Source organism: Caballeronia sp. dw_19, assembly GCF_018449515.1.
Classification (GTDB): domain Bacteria; phylum Pseudomonadota; class Gammaproteobacteria; order Burkholderiales; family Burkholderiaceae; genus Caballeronia.
Map to the genome: position 1 here is coordinate 256689 of NZ_JAAVUQ010000001.1, position 18240 is coordinate 274928.

Annotated in this window: 15 protein-coding genes, 1 tRNA gene and 1 pseudogene; 6 read left to right on the forward strand and 11 right to left on the reverse strand. The window is 59.5% G+C overall.

Features of this window, described 5'->3' with window-relative positions:
• Positions 1–150: 150 nt before the first annotated feature.
• Complete coding sequence (locus tag HB376_RS01030) at positions 151–1503, forward strand: glycosyltransferase family 4 protein (RefSeq protein ID WP_213761571.1); 1353 nt, start codon at positions 151–153, stop codon at positions 1501–1503.
• A 120-nt stretch (positions 1504–1623) separates the two neighbouring features.
• Here the strand turns inward: HB376_RS01030 and HB376_RS01035 are convergent, their stop codons facing one another.
• From HB376_RS01035 to rnr, 6 genes are all read right to left on the reverse strand, one after another.
• Positions 1624–1860: a hypothetical protein gene (locus HB376_RS01035; protein WP_213761572.1), complete on the reverse strand. Its 237-nt coding sequence runs from the start codon at positions 1858–1860 to the stop codon at positions 1624–1626.
• 327 nt (positions 1861–2187) lie between these two features.
• Entirely contained in the window at positions 2188–2883 is a 696-nt protein-coding gene (rpiA, locus tag HB376_RS01040) for a ribose-5-phosphate isomerase RpiA (protein WP_213761573.1), read from the reverse strand.
• Positions 2884–2971: 88 nt separating this feature from the next.
• Positions 2972–3364, reverse strand: coding sequence for a SirB2 family protein (locus HB376_RS01045; protein ID WP_213761574.1), 393 nt, complete (start codon positions 3362–3364; stop codon positions 2972–2974).
• A gap of 15 nt (positions 3365–3379) precedes the next feature.
• Positions 3380–4210, reverse strand: a complete 831-nt coding sequence (locus tag HB376_RS01050; protein WP_213761575.1) for an N-acetylmuramoyl-L-alanine amidase — start codon at positions 4208–4210, stop codon at positions 3380–3382.
• A 9-nt stretch (positions 4211–4219) separates the two neighbouring features.
• Positions 4220–4963 (reverse strand): 23S rRNA (guanosine(2251)-2'-O)-methyltransferase RlmB, encoded by a 744-nt coding sequence (gene rlmB, locus HB376_RS01055; protein ID WP_089159656.1) that lies wholly within the window; start codon positions 4961–4963, stop codon positions 4220–4222.
• A 113-nt stretch (positions 4964–5076) separates the two neighbouring features.
• Positions 5077–7593: a ribonuclease R gene (gene rnr, locus HB376_RS01060; protein ID WP_213761576.1), complete on the reverse strand. Its 2517-nt coding sequence runs from the start codon at positions 7591–7593 to the stop codon at positions 5077–5079.
• Positions 7594–7909: 316 nt separating this feature from the next.
• Here rnr and HB376_RS01065 point away from each other — a divergent pair.
• From HB376_RS01065 to HB376_RS40700, 4 genes and pseudogenes are all read left to right on the forward strand, one after another.
• Positions 7910–7994: transfer RNA gene (locus HB376_RS01065), tRNA-Leu, on the forward strand.
• An 87-nt stretch (positions 7995–8081) separates the two neighbouring features.
• A complete protein-coding gene (locus HB376_RS01070) occupies positions 8082–8735 on the forward strand; it encodes an Arm DNA-binding domain-containing protein (protein ID WP_255631124.1) in 654 nt (217 codons plus the stop codon).
• A gap of 493 nt (positions 8736–9228) precedes the next feature.
• Positions 9229–10455, forward strand: a complete 1227-nt coding sequence (locus HB376_RS01075) for a LysR family transcriptional regulator (protein WP_213761577.1) — start codon at positions 9229–9231, stop codon at positions 10453–10455.
• A gap of 26 nt (positions 10456–10481) precedes the next feature.
• Positions 10482–10617: pseudogene (locus tag HB376_RS40700) on the forward strand (IS630 family transposase); the annotation flags it as partial.
• Positions 10618–10812: 195 nt separating this feature from the next.
• Here HB376_RS40700 and HB376_RS01080 read toward each other — a convergent pair.
• The 4 genes from HB376_RS01080 to HB376_RS01095 form a co-directional block, all read right to left on the reverse strand.
• Positions 10813–12198 (reverse strand): MFS transporter, encoded by a 1386-nt coding sequence (locus tag HB376_RS01080; protein WP_213761578.1) that lies wholly within the window; start codon positions 12196–12198, stop codon positions 10813–10815.
• 48 nt (positions 12199–12246) lie between these two features.
• On the reverse strand, positions 12247–13452 hold the full coding sequence (locus HB376_RS01085) for a LysR family transcriptional regulator (RefSeq protein ID WP_213761579.1): 1206 nt from the start codon (positions 13450–13452) through the stop codon (positions 12247–12249).
• A gap of 15 nt (positions 13453–13467) precedes the next feature.
• Positions 13468–14238, reverse strand: coding sequence for an SDR family NAD(P)-dependent oxidoreductase (locus tag HB376_RS01090; RefSeq protein WP_213761580.1), 771 nt, complete (start codon positions 14236–14238; stop codon positions 13468–13470).
• Positions 14239–14384: 146 nt separating this feature from the next.
• Positions 14385–15701 carry a Rieske 2Fe-2S domain-containing protein gene (locus HB376_RS01095; protein ID WP_213761581.1) on the reverse strand — a complete coding sequence of 439 codons (1317 nt, stop codon included), beginning with the start codon at positions 15699–15701 and terminating at the stop codon, positions 14385–14387.
• A gap of 457 nt (positions 15702–16158) precedes the next feature.
• Here HB376_RS01095 and HB376_RS01100 point away from each other — a divergent pair, with 457 nt between their 5' ends.
• Positions 16159–17388: a porin gene (locus HB376_RS01100; protein ID WP_213761582.1), complete on the forward strand. Its 1230-nt coding sequence runs from the start codon at positions 16159–16161 to the stop codon at positions 17386–17388.
• An 88-nt stretch (positions 17389–17476) separates the two neighbouring features.
• On the opposite strand, the gene HB376_RS01105 is transcribed toward HB376_RS01100, so the two are convergent.
• On the reverse strand, positions 17477–18232 hold the full coding sequence (locus HB376_RS01105; protein WP_213761583.1) for a FadR/GntR family transcriptional regulator: 756 nt from the start codon (positions 18230–18232) through the stop codon (positions 17477–17479).
• Positions 18233–18240 lie beyond the last annotated feature (8 nt).

The following is an 18240-nucleotide window of genomic DNA, read 5'->3' on the forward strand; positions in this document are numbered from 1 at the left end:
AGTCACTGCACGCTTTCGTGCGCATGCCCACACACTTCGCCCATCGCATTGCGAATAATGAGCGCTGTGTCCGCTTGCCCACGGTTGGTACCTTCATCCGCTCAGGGTTTGCCCATCGTTCATTCGACTATTCGCAACGCCCTGTCACCGATGCCAACAAAATCCGCAGCCAGCTTATCAATTCCATCCACCACGCTGCTGCGTGATAAAGGCCCGGCGACGGCCACCAACACACGCGAATCCGCACCGCAACGCGCGGATACCACCACTGCGTCGTTATCGAAGAAAGAGCCTCGTATCCTCTTCATCGACCAGAGCGGGCAGCTCGGCGGCGCCGAGATCTGCCTGCTGCCGCTAGCCATTCAATGTACCCAACGCAGCGAAGTCCTGTTGCTATCGGACGGACCGTTTCGCGAACGGCTCCAGGCCGAAGGCGTGCGGGTATCGGTAGACACGAACGCGCGTATCTCGAACATCAAGAAGGACCGCATGCGGTTCGCCGCACTGGCCGCATTGCCGGGTATCGTGCGCCAGGTGCGCTCCATTGCGGCCCGCGCGAAGTCCTTCGATATCGTGTTCCTCAACACGCAAAAGGCCTTGATTCTGGGCGCATTTGGCCGCGTATTGCATCGCAAGCCTACGGTCTGGCATGTGCACGATATCGTCTCGCGCGACCACTTCGGCCGCCTGCATCTGTTGCTGATCAAGTGGGCCGTGAAGATCGGCGTCGATCATCTGATCGCTAATTCGCGTGCCTCCGCCGATGCGCTCGTCGAACTCACCGGCCTGCCGCCCAGCGCGGTACCTGTTGTGCACAACGGCGTGGACATGGCGCGTTTTCGTGGCAACACACCGCAAGCGGCGACGCCAATGGACCAGCGCCGCGCGTTACTCGGGCTTCCCGTCGACGCCTTTCTCGTCGGCTTGTTCGGTCGCTTCACCGCATGGAAGGGTCAGCACGTAGCACTTGATGCGATTGCACGCGTGCCACAGGCTCATCTTGTTCTTGTCGGCGATGCACTCTTCGGCGAGACCGACTATGCACAGGGTCTGAGAGCGCAAGCGAAAGCGCTTGGCATTGAAGAGCGTGTGCACTTCGCGGGTTTTCAACACGATGTAGCGTCATGGATGAACGTGATGAACGTGGTCGTGCATGCGTCCACGCAACCGGAACCGTTCGGCCTTGTGATCATTGAAGCAATGGCCGCAGGCAAACCCGTGATCGCCTCTAACGGAGGCGCGGTGCCCGAAATATTGAGGGATCGCGAAAACGGGTTGATCGTCGAACCGGCCAATGCACCCGAGCTCGCGGATGCAATCAGCACGTTGCAGCGTGAACCCGAGCTGGCGGTGCGTCTTGCTGCCCAGGGTCGTGCCGATGCAGGCGAGCACTTCTCTATCGAACGATATCTACGCCAGATGACGCGCGCGCTTTTCGACATTGCAGCACCGGCGCCTAAAGCGGAAGCCGATGCCGATGTGAACCTGGCGAAGCATCGCTAACTGAAATGCTAAGGCAAAGACCGAAACACACGCAAAGGAAAATTGAACCAAACGGTTAAAGATTGAAAAATCCCGGTACATGAAATGCCCGGCTTTTCGATAACTGCTTGCCTGACTGCTTCAACGCTTGCTTAGATTGCGCGGCATGGCGAGTTGGATCTCGTACAGGGCGGCAAGCATCGCCAGGTAAGCGCGTTCACTTTCAGCTTCCTGGACCGACATCCCCTTGCAGGTCTGTCCACCCATGATCATGCCAAGGCACAACGCGTAGTTGCCTGCGAACGCCGTGGGTGATGGCTCTACGTGCTTGAGCCGCGAGTAAGACGCGTCGAGCGTCTTACGAAGATTGATTTGCATCACCGAACTCCCTTAATTGTTAAGACCTTTGACGTCGTGCCCACGCATCAGCGGCTATACAAGCTATTACGCTTTCTAACGCAGACAAAATGTTCGCGGTCGCGCAATCAGGTAGGCTTAGAGCCCGTTGCTCTGGGGACTGGCTTATTTTGACTGACTGCCTGTTCTTCTCGATCGGAGATATCTTACTAAATGCATACAATATAGAAATGATCTGTTCAGGGGATCTGCGTGTGAAGCCGCAATCAGGCGGGCTTCCCCGACGCATCAAAAAAAACGCGGCAGGCCTGACAGCCCTCCGCGTTTTTTCAGAACTTATCGCAGGCCTTAGCGCTGCGTGTAATCGATCCGCTCCACACCACCCGGGGTTCCGAGCAAACATACATTCGCCCCGCGCGCCGCGAACAAGCCCACCGTCACCACGCCCGGCCATGCATTGAGTTGTGCCTCAAGCGCAAGCGGGTCGGTGATCTTCAGCGTCTTCACGTCGATGATCTCATTGCCGTTGTCGGTAATAAACGGCGAGCCGTCCTGCGTCACCCGCAGCACCGGAACACCGCCCAATGCCGTGATGCGCCGGCCGATCGCCGTGCGCGCCATCGGCACGACTTCAATGGGCAACGGGAACGTCCCTAGCACCTCGACGCGCTTGCTTGCGTCCGCGATACAGACAAACACGTCCGCCACCGACGCCACGATCTTCTCGCGGGTAAGCGCCCCGCCGCCGCCCTTGATCATCGCACCGTGCGGGTCGATTTCGTCGGCGCCGTCCACGTACACGGGCAACGATTCGATCTCGTTCAACTCCAGCACCTTGAAACCATGCGCTTCGAGCCGGGCGGTCGTGGCAAGCGAGCTTGATACCGCCCCGCGATACCGCGACTTCGTACTGGCGATGGCATCGATAAAACAATTCGCCGTCGAGCCCGTGCCGACGCCGATCACCGCGCCTTCGGGTACGTTGGCGTGGACATAGGCGGCCGCTTCGGCGGCGACCAGTTGCTTCAGTTCGTCTTGGGTCATGGCGAGGGTGACAGCGTAAAAGGGGAAACCTCAATTCTAGCTGAGCGGAACCATGCAGCGTTTTCGCTGCAGCGGCGGCGCCGTCCGCTCAGACGTGCATGAAAAATCCGAGCGGATTATGCGTGCGCGCTACCGATGCAATAAACGCGAACACGATGATTGCCAGCAGACCGAACACCGCTCGCGTGCCCTTCGTACGACCGCGTTTGAGCGCGAGCGTACCCAGCACGATATACACGATCAACCCGACAATCTTCGCCGACAGCCACGCCGCGTTCGGTCCAAAGCCGATGATTCCCACCAGCCCGATTGCGCTCAACAACAGCAACGTATCCACGATATGCGGCACGATCTTCGCCGCGCGTTTTTGCAGCAGCGGCGATTCACGCAGCATCCAGATGGTGCGAATGACAAAGCCCAGGATGCTGAGCGCCGCGCAGGTCATATGCACGGAGCGCAGCGGCAGATAAAGATCGGACATGGGCGCGAAGTGCCTTTAAGGGAAGTATTTATCGAGCAACGCGGCCGCGATTGCATCGGTCTCTGCGTCGGGGTTGCCCGCGTAATCAGCGGGGCGAAAGTGCATCTGGAATGCGGCGATCACGCGGCGGGTCTTGTCGTCGAGCACGCCGTCGGTGGCGACGTCATAGCCGTATCGCTGAAGTTTTTGTTCCAGGGAGGCCACGTCGACCAGCGACTTGGGATCGCGCCCGGCGAGATGTTGTGCCACCGTTGCGTCATCCGGCCACGCGCCAATACCGTTGTCGTAAAGCGTGCGCCAGGGGAATGCGGGACCTGGATCGGTCTTGCGTTGCGGCGCAATGTCACTATGGCCCACCACGCGCGTGGGAGGAATCTTGTAGCGCGTGACAATGTCCTTCGCGAGCTTCACGAGCGCATCGACCTGCGCCGGCGGATACGGCTGCCAGGTGCGTCCTTGCGGCGTATCAACAGGACCCACGTTGACGTTTTCAATGCCTATCGACGCGGCGTTCAGCTCCGTCGTTCCCTGCCATTCACTTTGGCCTGCATGCCAAGCCCGCTCTGATTCCGGTACGAGCTGATAGACCACCGGTTCACCGTTCTTGACCGGTGGATCATCGGGCACGACGTAGTGAACGCTGACGTCATCACCCGTCAGGACTGCGAGCGATCGCGCTTCGTCGCCTCGCGTGTAATGCATGACGAGAAAGCGCACACGCGAGTCGACACCGGGCGCGTGATAACGCGTGTCGGCAATATACGCGCCGCGATTGATCTCGGTGCTGGAGCACGCTGCGAGCAGCGCGCAACACACACCGCAAATGACGGCGGAGCTGAATCGCATGGCGTGTACTTACTTCTTCACCGACCGTTGCCGCACCGCTTCGAACAGACAAATCCCGCTCGCCACCGACACATTCAGACTCTCGACGCTGCCCGCCATCGGGATCTTCATGATCTCGTCGCAGGTCTCGCCGGTGAGGCGCCGCATGCCCTCGCCTTCCGCGCCGACAACAATCGCCACCGGACCATCGAGCTTCGTCTCATAGACGCTCGCCGTGGCATCACCCGATGTGCCGATCACCCACACGCCCGCATCCTTCAACTCGCGTAACGCACGCGCCAGATTCGTGACCGTGATGTACGGCACGGTTTCAGCGGCGCCGCTTGCGACCTTCGCGGCAGTTGCGTTCAGCCCGGCCGAACGATCGCGCGGGGCGATCACCGCGTGCGCGCCAGCGGCATCGGCTACGCGCAAACACGCGCCGAGGTTATGCGGATCGGTCACGCCATCCAGCACCAGCAGCAAGGGCGTGCCGCTGACGCCGTCGAGCAGTTCCGCCAGGTTCTGCGCGAGCGGCATGTCGGTCGCGCGCGCCACCACGCCTTGATGGCCGACGTTACCCGACAGGCCCCACAAGCGCGCTTCATCGGCGGCGATCAGGCGGATGCCCGCTTCCTTCGCCGTGCGCAGGAAATCGGTCATGCGCCGGTCCTTGCGGGTCGGATCGTAGAGAATTTCTTCGATCGTCGATGCGTCGGCGCGAACCCGTGCGGTCACCGCGTGAAAACCATACAAAACTTTGAGACGTGACATGACTGGACCAGACCGTATTCAAACAAAACAAAATGGAAACGCGGCCCGGTGCATGATGCATCGGGCCGCGCATTTCAAACTGAGGCGCGTCGCCTTCGTCGCTACCGCGCGCCTCAGCGCTTCTTGCGTGGCGGGTGACTCTTGGCCGCCGCCTTTGGGGCCGCGCCGCGTTTCTTCGCCACCGCTACGTCCTTGGCGATAGTCGGCGGCAATGCAGCTGCCGCGGCTGCCTTGCCGGCAGCCTGGGACGCCGCCTTCTTGCCCCCGCGATCACGCCGCCGGCTATTCACGCTGCTGCCTTCGTCCGACGGGAACGGCCGCACACGCGGTCCAGCGCCCGCACTCGCACCATTTAAGGCCGAGTGCTCGACGGCAGGCGCGGTGGTCCGTCCTGGCGGCTTGACGGGTGTATCGCGGACCAGCCGGAAGTCGATCTTGCGTGAATCCAGATCGACACGGCTGACCTGCACGCGCACCCGGTCCGACATCCGGTAACGAATGCCTGTGCGTTCACCGCGCAGTTCGTTCTTGATCTCGTCGTACTGGAAGTAGTCGGCGCCCAGTTCGGTGATATGCACCAGCCCTTCGATAAACAGCGAATCCAGTTGCACGAAAATGCCGAACGTTGTCACGCCGTTCACCATGCCGCCGTATTCCTCGCCGAGCTTGTCGCGCATGAAATAGCACTTGAGCCAGGCTTCCACGTCGCGCGACGCTTCGTCGGCGCGGCGTTCATTCGACGAACAATGCAGTCCGAGCTCTTCCCAGATCGCGACGTTGTTGCGCTGACGGCTGCGCGATTCATCGTCGGATTTCTGCATGGCCCGCGCGGCCTTCGTCAGGCCCGTACTGAGCGTGACGTCATGACCGACCTCGGGCTGATACTTCTTGCCCTGCAAGATGGCGTAGATGGCGCGATGCGTGAGCAAGTCGGGGTATCGGCGAATCGGGCTGGTGAAGTGCGCGTACGCCTCATACGCGAGCCCGAAGTGACCGATGTTGTCCGGACTATAGACAGCTTGCTGCATGGAGCGCAGCACCATGCTCTGCAGCATCTGCGCGTCCGGCCGGTCGCGAACCATTGCCATGAGCGCGGCGTAATCGCTGGCGTGCGGCTTCTCGCCGCCACCCAGCGACAGACCCACGCCACGCAAAAATGCCCGCAGGTTTTCGAGCTTTTCGGGCGTCGGCCCGGCATGCACGCGATACAGCCCCGGATGTTTGTGGCGCTTGAGGAAGTCGGCGGCGCACACGTTCGCGGCCAGCATGCATTCCTCGATCAACCGATGCGCGTCATTGCGATGCCGCGGCACGATCTGCTCGATCTTGCCCTGCGCATTGCAGACAATGTACGTCTCGGTCGTATCGAAATCGATCGCGCCACGCTTCTGGCGCGCAGCGTGCAGCGACTTGTAGACGCCGTACAGGTTCTGCAATTGCGGCAACAGGTCGGCGCGCTTCGCGGCTTCCGGTCCCTTCGTGTTGGTCAGGACCGACGCGACTTCCGTATATGTCAGCCGGGCGGCCGAATGCATCACCGCCGGATAGAACTGGTACGCCTTGATCTCGCCGCGCGCGGTGATCACCATGTCGCAGACGAGCACGCAACGATCCACTTGCGGATTCAGCGAACACAACCCGTTCGATAACTTCTCGGGCAACATTGGAATCACGCGGCGCGGGAAATACACCGACGTGCTGCGATCGAGCGCATCGACATCCAGCGCCTCGTTCGGGCGCACGTAATGCGAGACGTCGGCAATCGCGACCAATAAACGAAAGCCCGTGCCGCGGCCGACCGTCATGGGCTCGCAATACACGGCGTCGTCGAAGTCGCGGGCATCTTCGCCGTCGATAGTGACCAGCGGCACATCGCGCAAATCCACGCGATGCCGGATATCGACGGGACGCACTTCGTCCGGCAGCTTCGAGGCCTGCTCGAGCGCGCGGTCGCTGAACTCGTGCGGCACGCCGTATTTGCGCACCGCGATCTCGATCTCCATGCCCGGATCGTCAATGTCGCCGATCACTTCCGCCACGCGTCCGAGTGGCTGCGAATGGCGGCTCGGGAAGTCGGTGAGATCCACCGACACCACCTGCCCCACTTTCGCTTTCTTCGGATTCTGCGTGATCAGGATGTCGTGGCCGATACGCTTGTCTTCGGGCACGAGGATCAGCGCGCCGTTCTCGCTGATCAGCCGGCCGATGATCCGTTTGTTCGCACGGTCCGTGACTTCCACGATATGGCCTTCAGGCCGCCCGCGACGGTCATAACCAACGATCCGCGCGAGCACGCGGTCGTTGTGCATGACCTTTTGCATTTCGCCGTTGGGCAGGAACAGGTCGTCCTGGCCGTCGTCGCGAATCAGGAAGCCGAAGCCGTCGCGATGGCCTTGAACGCGGCCGGCGACGAAGTTCGAGGGATGCGTGAGTTGGTAATAGCCGCGTTTGTCGAGACGGACCTGGCCGTCACGCTCCATGGCTCCCAATCGCTTGAAAAATCCCTCGCGCTCCTGGCGCTTGATCGACAGAGCTTCGGCGATGTCGTTCGCGGCGAGCGGAGCCTCGCTCGTGCGCAACACGCCGAGAATTTCTTCGCGGCTCGGAATCGGATACGGATATTTGTTCAAGGGCTTATCGATGATCTCTTCTCGTCTAACTGAATGTCGCGGTTAATGGGGGATTACCCGTCGGCAATCCCATCCCAGCTTTACTTTCCAGCCCCACCCGGGGCCGGATCGGCGCGTTGCCGGGACGTTGCACTTAACGTTGTTCCGGTTCGTTCACGAATAGTTTGCGAACCATTCTAACACCCGCCAACCGGGCCACATCGGCGCAAAAGCCATATGGGCAATGGCTCGGAGCCGCGTTTCAGTTTCGGTCTCAAAATGCTTGACAGCGCGATACGCCCGGCTATAATTGCGTTCTTTGCTGCACACGCACCCTGCCCAGGTGGCGGAATTGGTAGACGCACATGGTTCAGGTCCATGCGCCGCAAGGCGTGGAGGTTCGAGTCCTCTCTTGGGCACCAAGATTCAAGTTCGGAGCAATCCGAAGAAGTCCGGAAAACCCCGTAAATCCTTGTGATTACGGGGTTTTTTGTCTTTTGTGGTCCGAGATGTTCCTGTTATATCCAGCGTTTTTGCGTATACCCGTTTCGTGGGCAAAGTCATGCCCGGATACGTCGAACCGAGGTCGGAATTGGCGTTTCGCAACGCCAAAACGGGGCCGAAGCCTTACCTTCCTGCCGGATGGCCCGGGCCTTTCCCTGCGCATACGTCCGAACGGCGCAAAGACCTGGTTACTCCGATATCGCCGTCCTGGCACTGGGAAAGAAAACTTCCTGAGCCTTGGCCCCTACCCCGACATTAGTTTGATCGAAGCGTGGCGTCGCGCCGCCACTGCTCGCGATCTCGTGCGCGAGGGCACCGATCCGGTCGACCAACGACGTGCCGATGTTTCCGCGCGAAAGCGCGCCGCCGGCGGGGCCTTCCATCTCGTCGCCAAGGCATGGCTTGAATTCAAGCGCAAAGAGTGGGCAGATGAAACCTACCGCAAGGCCGAATTTGTCCTGCGCGAGTATCTGACGCCGACGCTACGTAACAAGTCGATCTCGACGTTGTCCACCGCGCAGGTCAAACCCATTCTCGAGACGATCGCGGCGAAAGCGCCCGACCTTGCATCGAAGGCGCGTCAGTACGTTGGCGGTATCGTCAGTTACGCCATCCACAATGACCTGCGCGAAGATGGATTACCACTGGCGCTGCGCTGAAGCTCGCGATGCTGACCGGGTTGCGACCCGGTCAGCATCGCATCGGCCCCTCAGAGCGAAATTGATCTTGACGCGGCCGAATGGCATATTCCCGGTGAACGCATGAAGATGCGGCATGACCACATCGTTCCACTTCCCCGGCAAGCGCTACTTGAACGGGCGGCATGCCGACGGTTGATCAACCTAACCAGAGTACGCTCGCACAGGCCACTCGCTGATACGCTTACCCGCTGCTTTGAGTATTGTGTCTGAATGACAAGCCACCAGCCGAGATCGATTTGCTCATACTTGGCGTCGGGTGCTTTCGTGTAGTCAAACGACGTACCGATCAGCAGCACGGGCGTGATGGAATAGTGACCATCGCTTTTCTCCCAAATCCTGCGCCGCAATACACTACGCGGATAATTTTAGGCCGCTTCCCGCCGCAACGGCCATCAGCAACGCTTTCGCGCGCAGAGCAATCGCGCGAAAGCGTTGCTGCCTATAATCGCGAATGCTTAACGATCCCTTCAATCTGAATCTACGGCACCTGCAGGCGATGCTGGCGGTTCGCGAGCATGGCAGCGTCAGCGCAGCAGCACACCGGGTCGGGCTGTCGCAACCGGCGCTTACGCAAGCCGTGATGAAACTTGAGCAGCAGTTCGGCTACCCGCTCTTCGAGCGGCGTGCTGACGGCATGCTCGCCACGCCGGTCGGCGAGCAGGTTGCGGAGCGTGTGCATGGCGCGCTCGCTCACTTGGCCGCCGGCGCGCGGGCACTTACGCGCGGCAACGTGCGGCCCGAACGCCGCATGACGATGACCCAGTTGCGGGCGTTTCTTGCGCTCGCCGACGTGGGCAGCTTCGTTGCCGCCGCTACTGCGGCTGGCATGTCGCGCACGGCCGCGCATCGCGCCATCGGTGATCTCGAAGAAGCCGTAGGTGAAGCGCTAGTCGAGCGACGTGGGCGCGGCGTGAGTCTCAATCCCGCCGGTCGGCGTCTTGCTCGCGGCACGCGCCTCGCCGCCGCCGAACTCGCCGCGCTGCTCGTTGAACTCGGCCTGCGTCCGGAAGGTACGCTGATCGGCGTCGGCGTCACGCCAGTCGCGCGCGCCTTCGTCGCTCCCGAAGCAATGGCACGCATGATCGGCGAAGCGGCGCCCGCCACATTCCGCGTCTTCGAGGGCAGTTGGGCCGAGCTCGTCGAGCCGCTGCGCGACGGCGTGGTCGATCTGATCATCGGCGAAGTCCGCAGCTACGAAATCTCCGATCTTGCGCAACGGCCGCTCTACGAAGACCGGCTGATCGTCGTAGGCGGCAGTCATCACCCGCTAGCAGGCCGCGCCGCCATTACGCTCGATATGCTCGCGGCCTATTCGTGGATCGTTGGCCTGCCGAGCTCACCGTTGCGCGGCGCGTGGGAAGAACTCTTCGACGGCCGCACGCCGCCAGCGTGCCCGATCGAGTGCGGCTCAGTAATGATCACCGGCCGGCTGCTCACGAATGGCAATTTCCTCACGTTGCTGAGCCCTGATCAGGCTGCATTGCAGATCCGCAGCGGCCTGCTCGCGCAGATCGGCGCGCCGCTGCCGCATGCCACGTCGACGATCGGTATCACCGCGCGGCGCAGTTGGCGGCCGACCGGCGTCCAGCAGCGCTTCATGGACCTGCTGCAGGACGTGTCGCATCACGCAGATGGGAACCCATCCCACAGAGGTCGGCTCGTCGCCGACTGGGTCTGATTGGCTGCCTCACCCGCTGTCAGCAAGAGCTGCATTTGATCTGCGACAACTAAGCCACAGGCAAACACTCGAAGCGTCAGGGAGTGGCTCGCGAAACATGCCCGGTGCACCGTCCATTTCATGCTGACCTCCGCATCATGGCTGAACATGGTGGAGCGCTTCTCTCCCGACACTACTGCCCAACGTCGGCGCCGTGGCGTGTTCAGTTAGTTCCCCAACTCGTCCCCGCGCTCAAGCAGGACGTCACCGTGTATAAGAAGGATTCCCGACCAATTCGTGCGGACTGCCACGGCCAATGACATCTTGCACAAGGTAATTCGCGCCAACGATCACATTGACTCCAGGAAAAACGAAGCACTACCCTACGCCCGAGGTTCTGTGCTGAGTTTTCCGACTGGCCGGCGACGTACCTTCCACGTTCGAAGGCAGACGCTGTCGATAGTAGGCTTGCATAATGGCAATGCCGCCGCCCCCGAAAAGTAGCGGCATAGCCATAAAGTAGAAGATATACGGTGGCTGCCAGCCATTCTGCATTAACAGCCCCGGCAATATGGGTCCAAGAATCGCTCCGCTGCGCCCAATTCCCAGTACCCACCCAAGTCCCGTCGATCGCAAGGCGGGCGGATAGAATGCGATTGTCAATGCAGATACACCCTTCTGGAGCCCGCTCACGCAATAGCCCAAGCAGAAGGCGGCCGGCGCAATCACCACGACGGTCGGTGACAGCAGAGCACCGACGAGAAGAACGAACGCTGCCCCGGCTACAAAGTAGATCGTGACAACGCGCGCGTTTCCGAAACGGTCCATCAGGATTCCGGTAGCAATCGCGGCGATCCCGCCCAGATTCCCGAGCGTGGAGGCAAGAATGGCATCCTGCTGTGAAGCACCTACTTTCACCAATATAAGCGGCATCCAACTTAATACGAAGAAATAGACGATGGCGTTGAAGCTTAATGCCGCCCAGAGTATTAACGTTCCCAAAAGACGCCGGTCGAGGAAAATATCCATGACGCCGCCTGCCTTGACCGCGTCATGATCCCCTGTGATCACGACCTCTTTCAACGCGGTGTGCGGGTATAACCGCGACAGAATGTGTTGAACGCGCGCGGGCCCATTGCCGCCACGTCCAAGAAGGAAAATAGGCGCTTCTGGCCACACCAGCCATATCCCTAAAGCGACGATGACCGGCACGATGCCTCCAATGATCATGCCGCCACGCCAACCGTAACTGGATAAGATAGTCCACGCGGTCGCACCCGCTACCATAAAGCCGCTAGTCGTCCCGAGATACATCATCGCAATCAGAGTCGAACGACGACGAGCCGGAAAGAATTCGGAAACCAGCGCCAACGCCGGCGGGACCACGCCTCCAAGAGTGAGGCCGACGGCGATTCGAAAAATCAACAGAGTCGTCGCGTCTTTAGCCAGAATCGTTGCAAGATTCAGTGCACCCATTGCCAGCAAACACACGACCACCAGGCGCTTGGCTCCTATTTTCGACGCCACGGGTGCGAGTGCAAGAAAGCCGATCAACATGCCGCTATATCCCGCGGACAATATAGCGCCTTGCCGCGCGGGATCGATGTGCCACTCCTTCACGATCTGCGGCATCAGGTACGAGATGATTTGTAGATCAAAACCTTCGCAAAGAAGGGCTAACGCGCCCATTGCGGCGATCACGATCTGGAAGGTACCGATCGGGCGCTCATCGATAAGACTGGCAACATGCTTCGTCTGTGACATGGTGTCTCCTTGATTGATTTTTTTTAACTTTTATCCGGTCAATGCCGCCTATGCCGATGCAATCGGTGAAGCACCGGAGCACTCCGCTGCTTCAGCAAGCATGCGCATGAATCGACGTTCCATCGGTATCGGCCGCCAGGTTTTGCGAGTAGTGATGCCAATTGAGCGCGTAGAGTCCCTTATAAATCCACCTATCTGTGCCAGCCGCTTTGTTTGCAGAGGTAGTTCGACCTGCCTCGGCGAAGCGAGCGTGAGGAAATCGCTCTGTGCAAGCAGATTGATCATGACCATGATTGATCCGCATTCCACGGGAGAGTCCGGGCGCGCTCTATGAGCGAACAGATTCTCCCAATGGAGGCGCAGCGGTGACAGCGGTGGCGCCACAATCCAGGGATAAGCAGCCAGAACATCGAGCGACGGCGCAGGATCCATCGCAAGCGGATGATGGCTTCCACACAGAATGACGACTTGATCATCGGACAATGCCTCCTGCTTCAGATCGTCCAGATCGTCATTCCGGATTTCACCGATGATCAGATCGATCAGGCCATCCTGAAGCTGATCGACAAGATCCTGCCAATCGCCTTCGGCGACGACGAAGCGTGCCCGTGAATTTTCTCCAATCATCCGCGTGATAGCTCTCGGTACGATGGTTGGGCGCGCGACCGGGAGGGCCCCGAAAGAAATTGTCGCGAGATGTTCGTCATCGCGCATTTCACCCACCATCGCACGCAGTTCACCTGCTGCGAGGCGGAAACCCCGAACCAGCCGGTTGCCGGAAAAACTCAATAGCGTCCCCCGGCCACGACGATCAAGGAGATGCTTGTCCAACTTTCTTTCAAGGTCACCGACCGAGCGGTGCACCGAACTCGGGGAGAGTTTGGCCGCCTCAGCCGCCGTAGCGAAAGTTCCTGTTTCCGCCAGCGCCATTAGCGCACGAATATGCGTCATCGTGACCGCCCGCGCGGGATGCTCGATGCTACGTTGTGATTTGCTGACCGCGTCATCGAGATATCGTAACGCGGCGCCTATGCGCTGCAGCGCCAATTTACCCTCTGGCGTGACATCTACCCCATCACTTTGGCGTTCGAATAACACGCATTCGAGTTGACGCTCGATCTTGGCGATACCCTGTGTAAGGGCCGACTGCGATAGGCACGCAATACGCGCTGCCGCACTGATGCTGCCGCACTCCTGCACAGTGACGAGCGCGCGCAGATGACGCAAGTTAAGGTCGAACGGATTGGCAATCACGGGCGCTGATTTTGCTCAGCGCATATGGAGACCGCCGTTGACATCGATCGTGGCCCCCACAATGAACCCGCCGCGCTCAGAAGCGAGTAGCGAAACTGCCGCCGCGATCTCTGATGGCTCCGCGAATCGCCCGACCGGAACCTGCTTGCTGATCTCGTCGATCAAATGAGCCAGGCGCTCCTTTGCACTGGCGACGGGCCCCGGCGATACGGCATTGACGGTTACGCCCGTACCGGCGAGTTGACGCGCAAAATACCGTGTCAATGTTGTCGCTCCGCCTTTGGCGGCTGCATAGTGCGGCGACGCGACCGTCCCGCCATTGTGCGAGGCGAGCGACGTTATATTCACGATTCGCCCGTAATTCCGGGATTTCATATATTTCGAGAAGATCTGGCAACTGAGAAACACGCTACGCATATTGATGGCTACGATCTCATCGAACTCCTCAGGCGTTATCTCTTCGACGGGTGTCCGTTTAGCATAGCCAGCATTGTTCACTACAATATCCAGCTTGCTCCAACGCTCGATCACCAAAGCGAGCGCATGCTCGAAGTCCTGCTTTTCACGGACATCCAGCTTGAACGCCATGGCCGTTTCACCGCTTGGATCAAGCTCTTTCGCCACAGCTTGGGCATTGCCGGGATCCAGATCGGTTACGGCAATCATCGCGCCCCCATCGTGGAGTTCGCGCGCGATCGCTGCTCCAATTCCGCGCCCGGCGCCTGTTACCAGTGCAACCCGGCCGTTAAAAGAAATACCGGATCTGTCGTGTTCAAGCTTGATCATGCTATTTGCCTCCGCAATTTTTTTTGCCCCGAAAGCGCCCGAAACTTCACGCCTGAGCTCGGTGCTTGAGATCGGATGGAAGCGCGAGGTGGAATCGCTCCGACATCGCGCTTCGTTCTCAATGAAAAGATGTAATGCCTGGCAAATCAGTCAGTCAGTTCCACGTTACCGGAAGGCCAGCGATGTGCTTTTTCGAGTTCGGCTTTGTAAGCGTCCGCAAACCCGATAGCAGCATCCGCCCAGAAGGCCCCCGAACGAGCGCCGAAGTACACGTCCGGCGATGAGACGCCGGGTGCCGCGGCCTGATTTTCGCGGAAATTGTGTAGTGCCTTTGTCAGACTTCGTCGGACAAAGGCGATCATCTGATCCGTTGGAGCCAAATGCTCAAAAGAGTGGTCGGTAATAGGACCCATGCTTTCGGTAATCGCCTGGTCCTGCATTGACGGATTGTCGATGCCCGTAAAATGGATCATGTTGCGCTGAGCTTCGCGATCAATACCCCAATCGTTGTGATATCCATCGACAGGTAGCCAGCGGTCGTACCAGCCGGTCCCATTCGGCTTGCGCCTGATCTTCTCGTACATCGCTTCTCCATTCTTCAGTTTGGTCGTGAAGAATGGATTGCCCTCGTCAACACCGCCGGTTATGTCGAAAAGCATGACATGCGTGTCGTCCATCGGCACCCATGCCCGTGCGATCGCGCGGGTTGAAAACAGGACGTTCGGCGTCATCGTCCAGAAAGGGAACATGAAATGGGCTGCGCGCCATGACATGCGGCCGTCCTCAGCCGGACGATAAGCGCCGTACATCGCGCCCCACTCCGCGGTTTGCACGCGATATTCCGGCGCTCTGTTGAGAACGGTGGGGCGCAAAGGCGAGTCCTCCGGAAGATCTTCGGGTTGCAACGCACCGACATGCAGGAATCCTACATGACTGGTATCGATGTCTCCTTCGAGTGCCTGCAACCAGTTGCATTGCCGTTGCAGGCACCAGATCTTGCTGTCGGGAATCAGGTTCGCCTCGATCTCCGGGAGACGCGGCGGGTTCTTCTGATCTTCACCCATATAAACCCAAACCAGTCCATTTCGCTCAGTGGCTTTGTAGGCACGAGCATGAACCTTCTCCTTGAAATCGAGCCGATCCGGCACGCTTGGCATATCGACACAATTGCCGTCTACGTCGAACTTCCATCCGTGATAGACACAGCGAATTCCATTTTCTTCGTTGCGGCCAACGAATAACGACGCACAGCGGTGAGGACACCGATGATCCAATACACCGACCCGTCCTGAACTATCCCGGAAGGCGATCAGCTTCTCGCCGAGGATCATCAGCCTGACCGGATCGCCATCTGCCTTGACCTCGGTCGATAGCGCCGCCGGGAGCCAGTATTGACGCATGAATGTCCCCATGGGGGTTCCAGGTCCTACACGTAAGAGATCGCCAATGTCTGTCTTGTTCATGAATAGATGTTCCTTGGTCCAGTAATACGGGACAAGAACTGGAGAAGATTCCCGCCCCCCTTGTGAATGCACCGATTCTAGGAGCAGGTTCGTTGGTTGACCTATTAGAACGGTGATGTGGGTATTAGCGCAGCGGAACGAACGGTTCGGTTCGCGTCAGGCAAGCCGTTGAAAAGATTGACGTTGCTTATTCGTAAGTCATACGCGGACACCATGTCATTTGACGGCTATGACGCGAGTTCGACATCGCGCACATTGATGCGCTACAGCACATCGTTGAAAAACGCATCCGGTTTGTCGTAGGGGTTGTCCTCAGGATTGACAGCATGAATCGTGCATCGCTACGATTGGTCCCACCAATTATGGTGGTCCAATTTGATGGAACCAATTTCAATTTCGTGCCATCGATTGGGTACCACGCCTAAATACAAATTCGGTTCGGAGATATGGAGACACAATGAAGAAACCTATGCTGGTGGCGATGGCGATCGCCGGCACAGCCGCTTCGGCGGCGCACGCGCAGAGTTCTGTCACGCTGTATGGCCTGATCGACCAAGGGTTCAACTACGTCAGCAACGTTCAGACGGGCCGCACCGGCGGTCAGCTTGCAGGCAAGCAGCAATATGCGATGTCGGACGGGGCGACCGGGATTGGCGGCAGCCGCTGGGGACTGCGCGGGAGCGAAGATCTGGGCAGCGGACTGCGGGCGATCTTCACGTTGGAAAATGGCTTCAACATCGACACCGGGGGGCTTGCTCAAGGAGGACTCGAGTTCGGCAGGCAGGCATTTGTTGGCCTCGCGAATCCCTTTGGACAAGTGACCGTCGGCCGGCAATACAGCATTGTCAGCGACATGCTCGCACCGATCTCCGAAGCGGGCGAAATACCCGGCCACATGGGCGCAAACCCCGACGATTTCGACGATCTCGGTCACTCGATACGCATCAACAACGCGATCAAATTCAAGAGTACGCCGTATGCCGGCGTGACGCTCGGCGGCATGTATGCGGTGGGTGGTGTAGCGGGTGCGACGGGCCGCAACCAGGTTTGGGCACTCGCCGCTTCGTACGCGCAGGGACCATTCGCCGCGGCCGCGGGCTACCTGAATGCGCGCGACCCGAACCTGTCGTACTTCGGCACGAACGGCAATTCGGGCAACAACACCACCGACAACCTCGGCTCCTCCGGTTCAGCCACCGCCGCCCAGTCGAACCCGATCTACGCAGGCTTTGCATCGGCCGCCACCCTGCAACTGCTGGTCGCGGGCGCGAAGTATCACTTCGGCGCCGCGAGTATCGGTGCAACCTACTCTCATGCGGGTTTCGACGGCCTCGGCGACACCAGCGCAGGACCCAACTCGCTGCACTATGCAGGCAGCGCCGTCCTCAACAACGGTGAAATCAACGCGACCTATGCGTTCACGCCGGCTTTCAGCGTGAACGCCGCGTATAGCTATACGCGCAAGGCGAGCGTCGGCGCATATGGTGGTGCGACCTACCACCAGGGCACGTTGTCGAGTGCGTACTTCCTGTCAAAGCGTACGGAGTTGTACGCGCTCGCGATCTATCAGAAGGCGAGCGGGACGGATTCGCTTGGTCAGAGCGCCGTCGCGTCGATCACGCAACTGACTCCCTCTTCAAACGACCATCAGTTGCTCGTGCGTCTCGGTATCGTGCATACGTTCTGATTCGCAGACCTGGCAAGCACGAAAAAAAGATCGGCTCGTTTCAAGCCGACCTTTTCTTCTGTTATGCGAGCGGTATTGCGTGCATGTCTTACTTCGTTTTGCGTGCCCGTTTGACTTCGACGGGCTGCTCGTCACCGAGAATCTCGTTCCACGATTCGACAGCACGCGTGAAATGCGTTTCCATCAGCACGGTGGCTTTTTTCACGTCGCGCTTCTTCACCGCTTCGTAAATCTTCACATGCTGCATCGCCGAGATCGTACCTCGCTCCGGATCGGCAAACAGCGCAAAGCGGCGACTTTCCGAAATACGGTAGAACGAACTGAGCAAGTGCACCAGCACTTCGTTGTGCGTACAACGTGCAAGCGCCATGTGGAAGGCCGTGTCCTGTACCGAAATGTTGCCCTTGTTCGACAGTACTGCCTGCGTCGCGTTTATCACGGACGCGAGGATGTCCAGATCCGGCGGAGTGCGGCGCTCGCACGCCAGTTGCACTGCGCGCATCTCGAGCGCCCAGCGTACTTCAAGCGTCTCCTTGACCTCTTTCATCGACGGCTCGGAGCCCATCTCGGTCAGCAGCACAATGGTTTCGAAGCTGCTGTCGGTGGACATGCGGCGCAAGTAGATGCCGGAATTCGGGCGTGATTCGACGACCCGCAGGGCGCTTAGCGTCGAAAGCGCTTCGCGCAACGCGTTGCGACCCACGCCGAAGCGCTCCGCAAGCGCGCGCTCGGACGGCAGACGCTCGCCGCTCTCGTAGCCACGCTCCTTGAAAAACGCCAGCATCTTGCCGACGAGCTCCGAACGTGAGGTCGATTCGCGTGCAACGGGAGGCGTTAGTTCCATGTCACCAA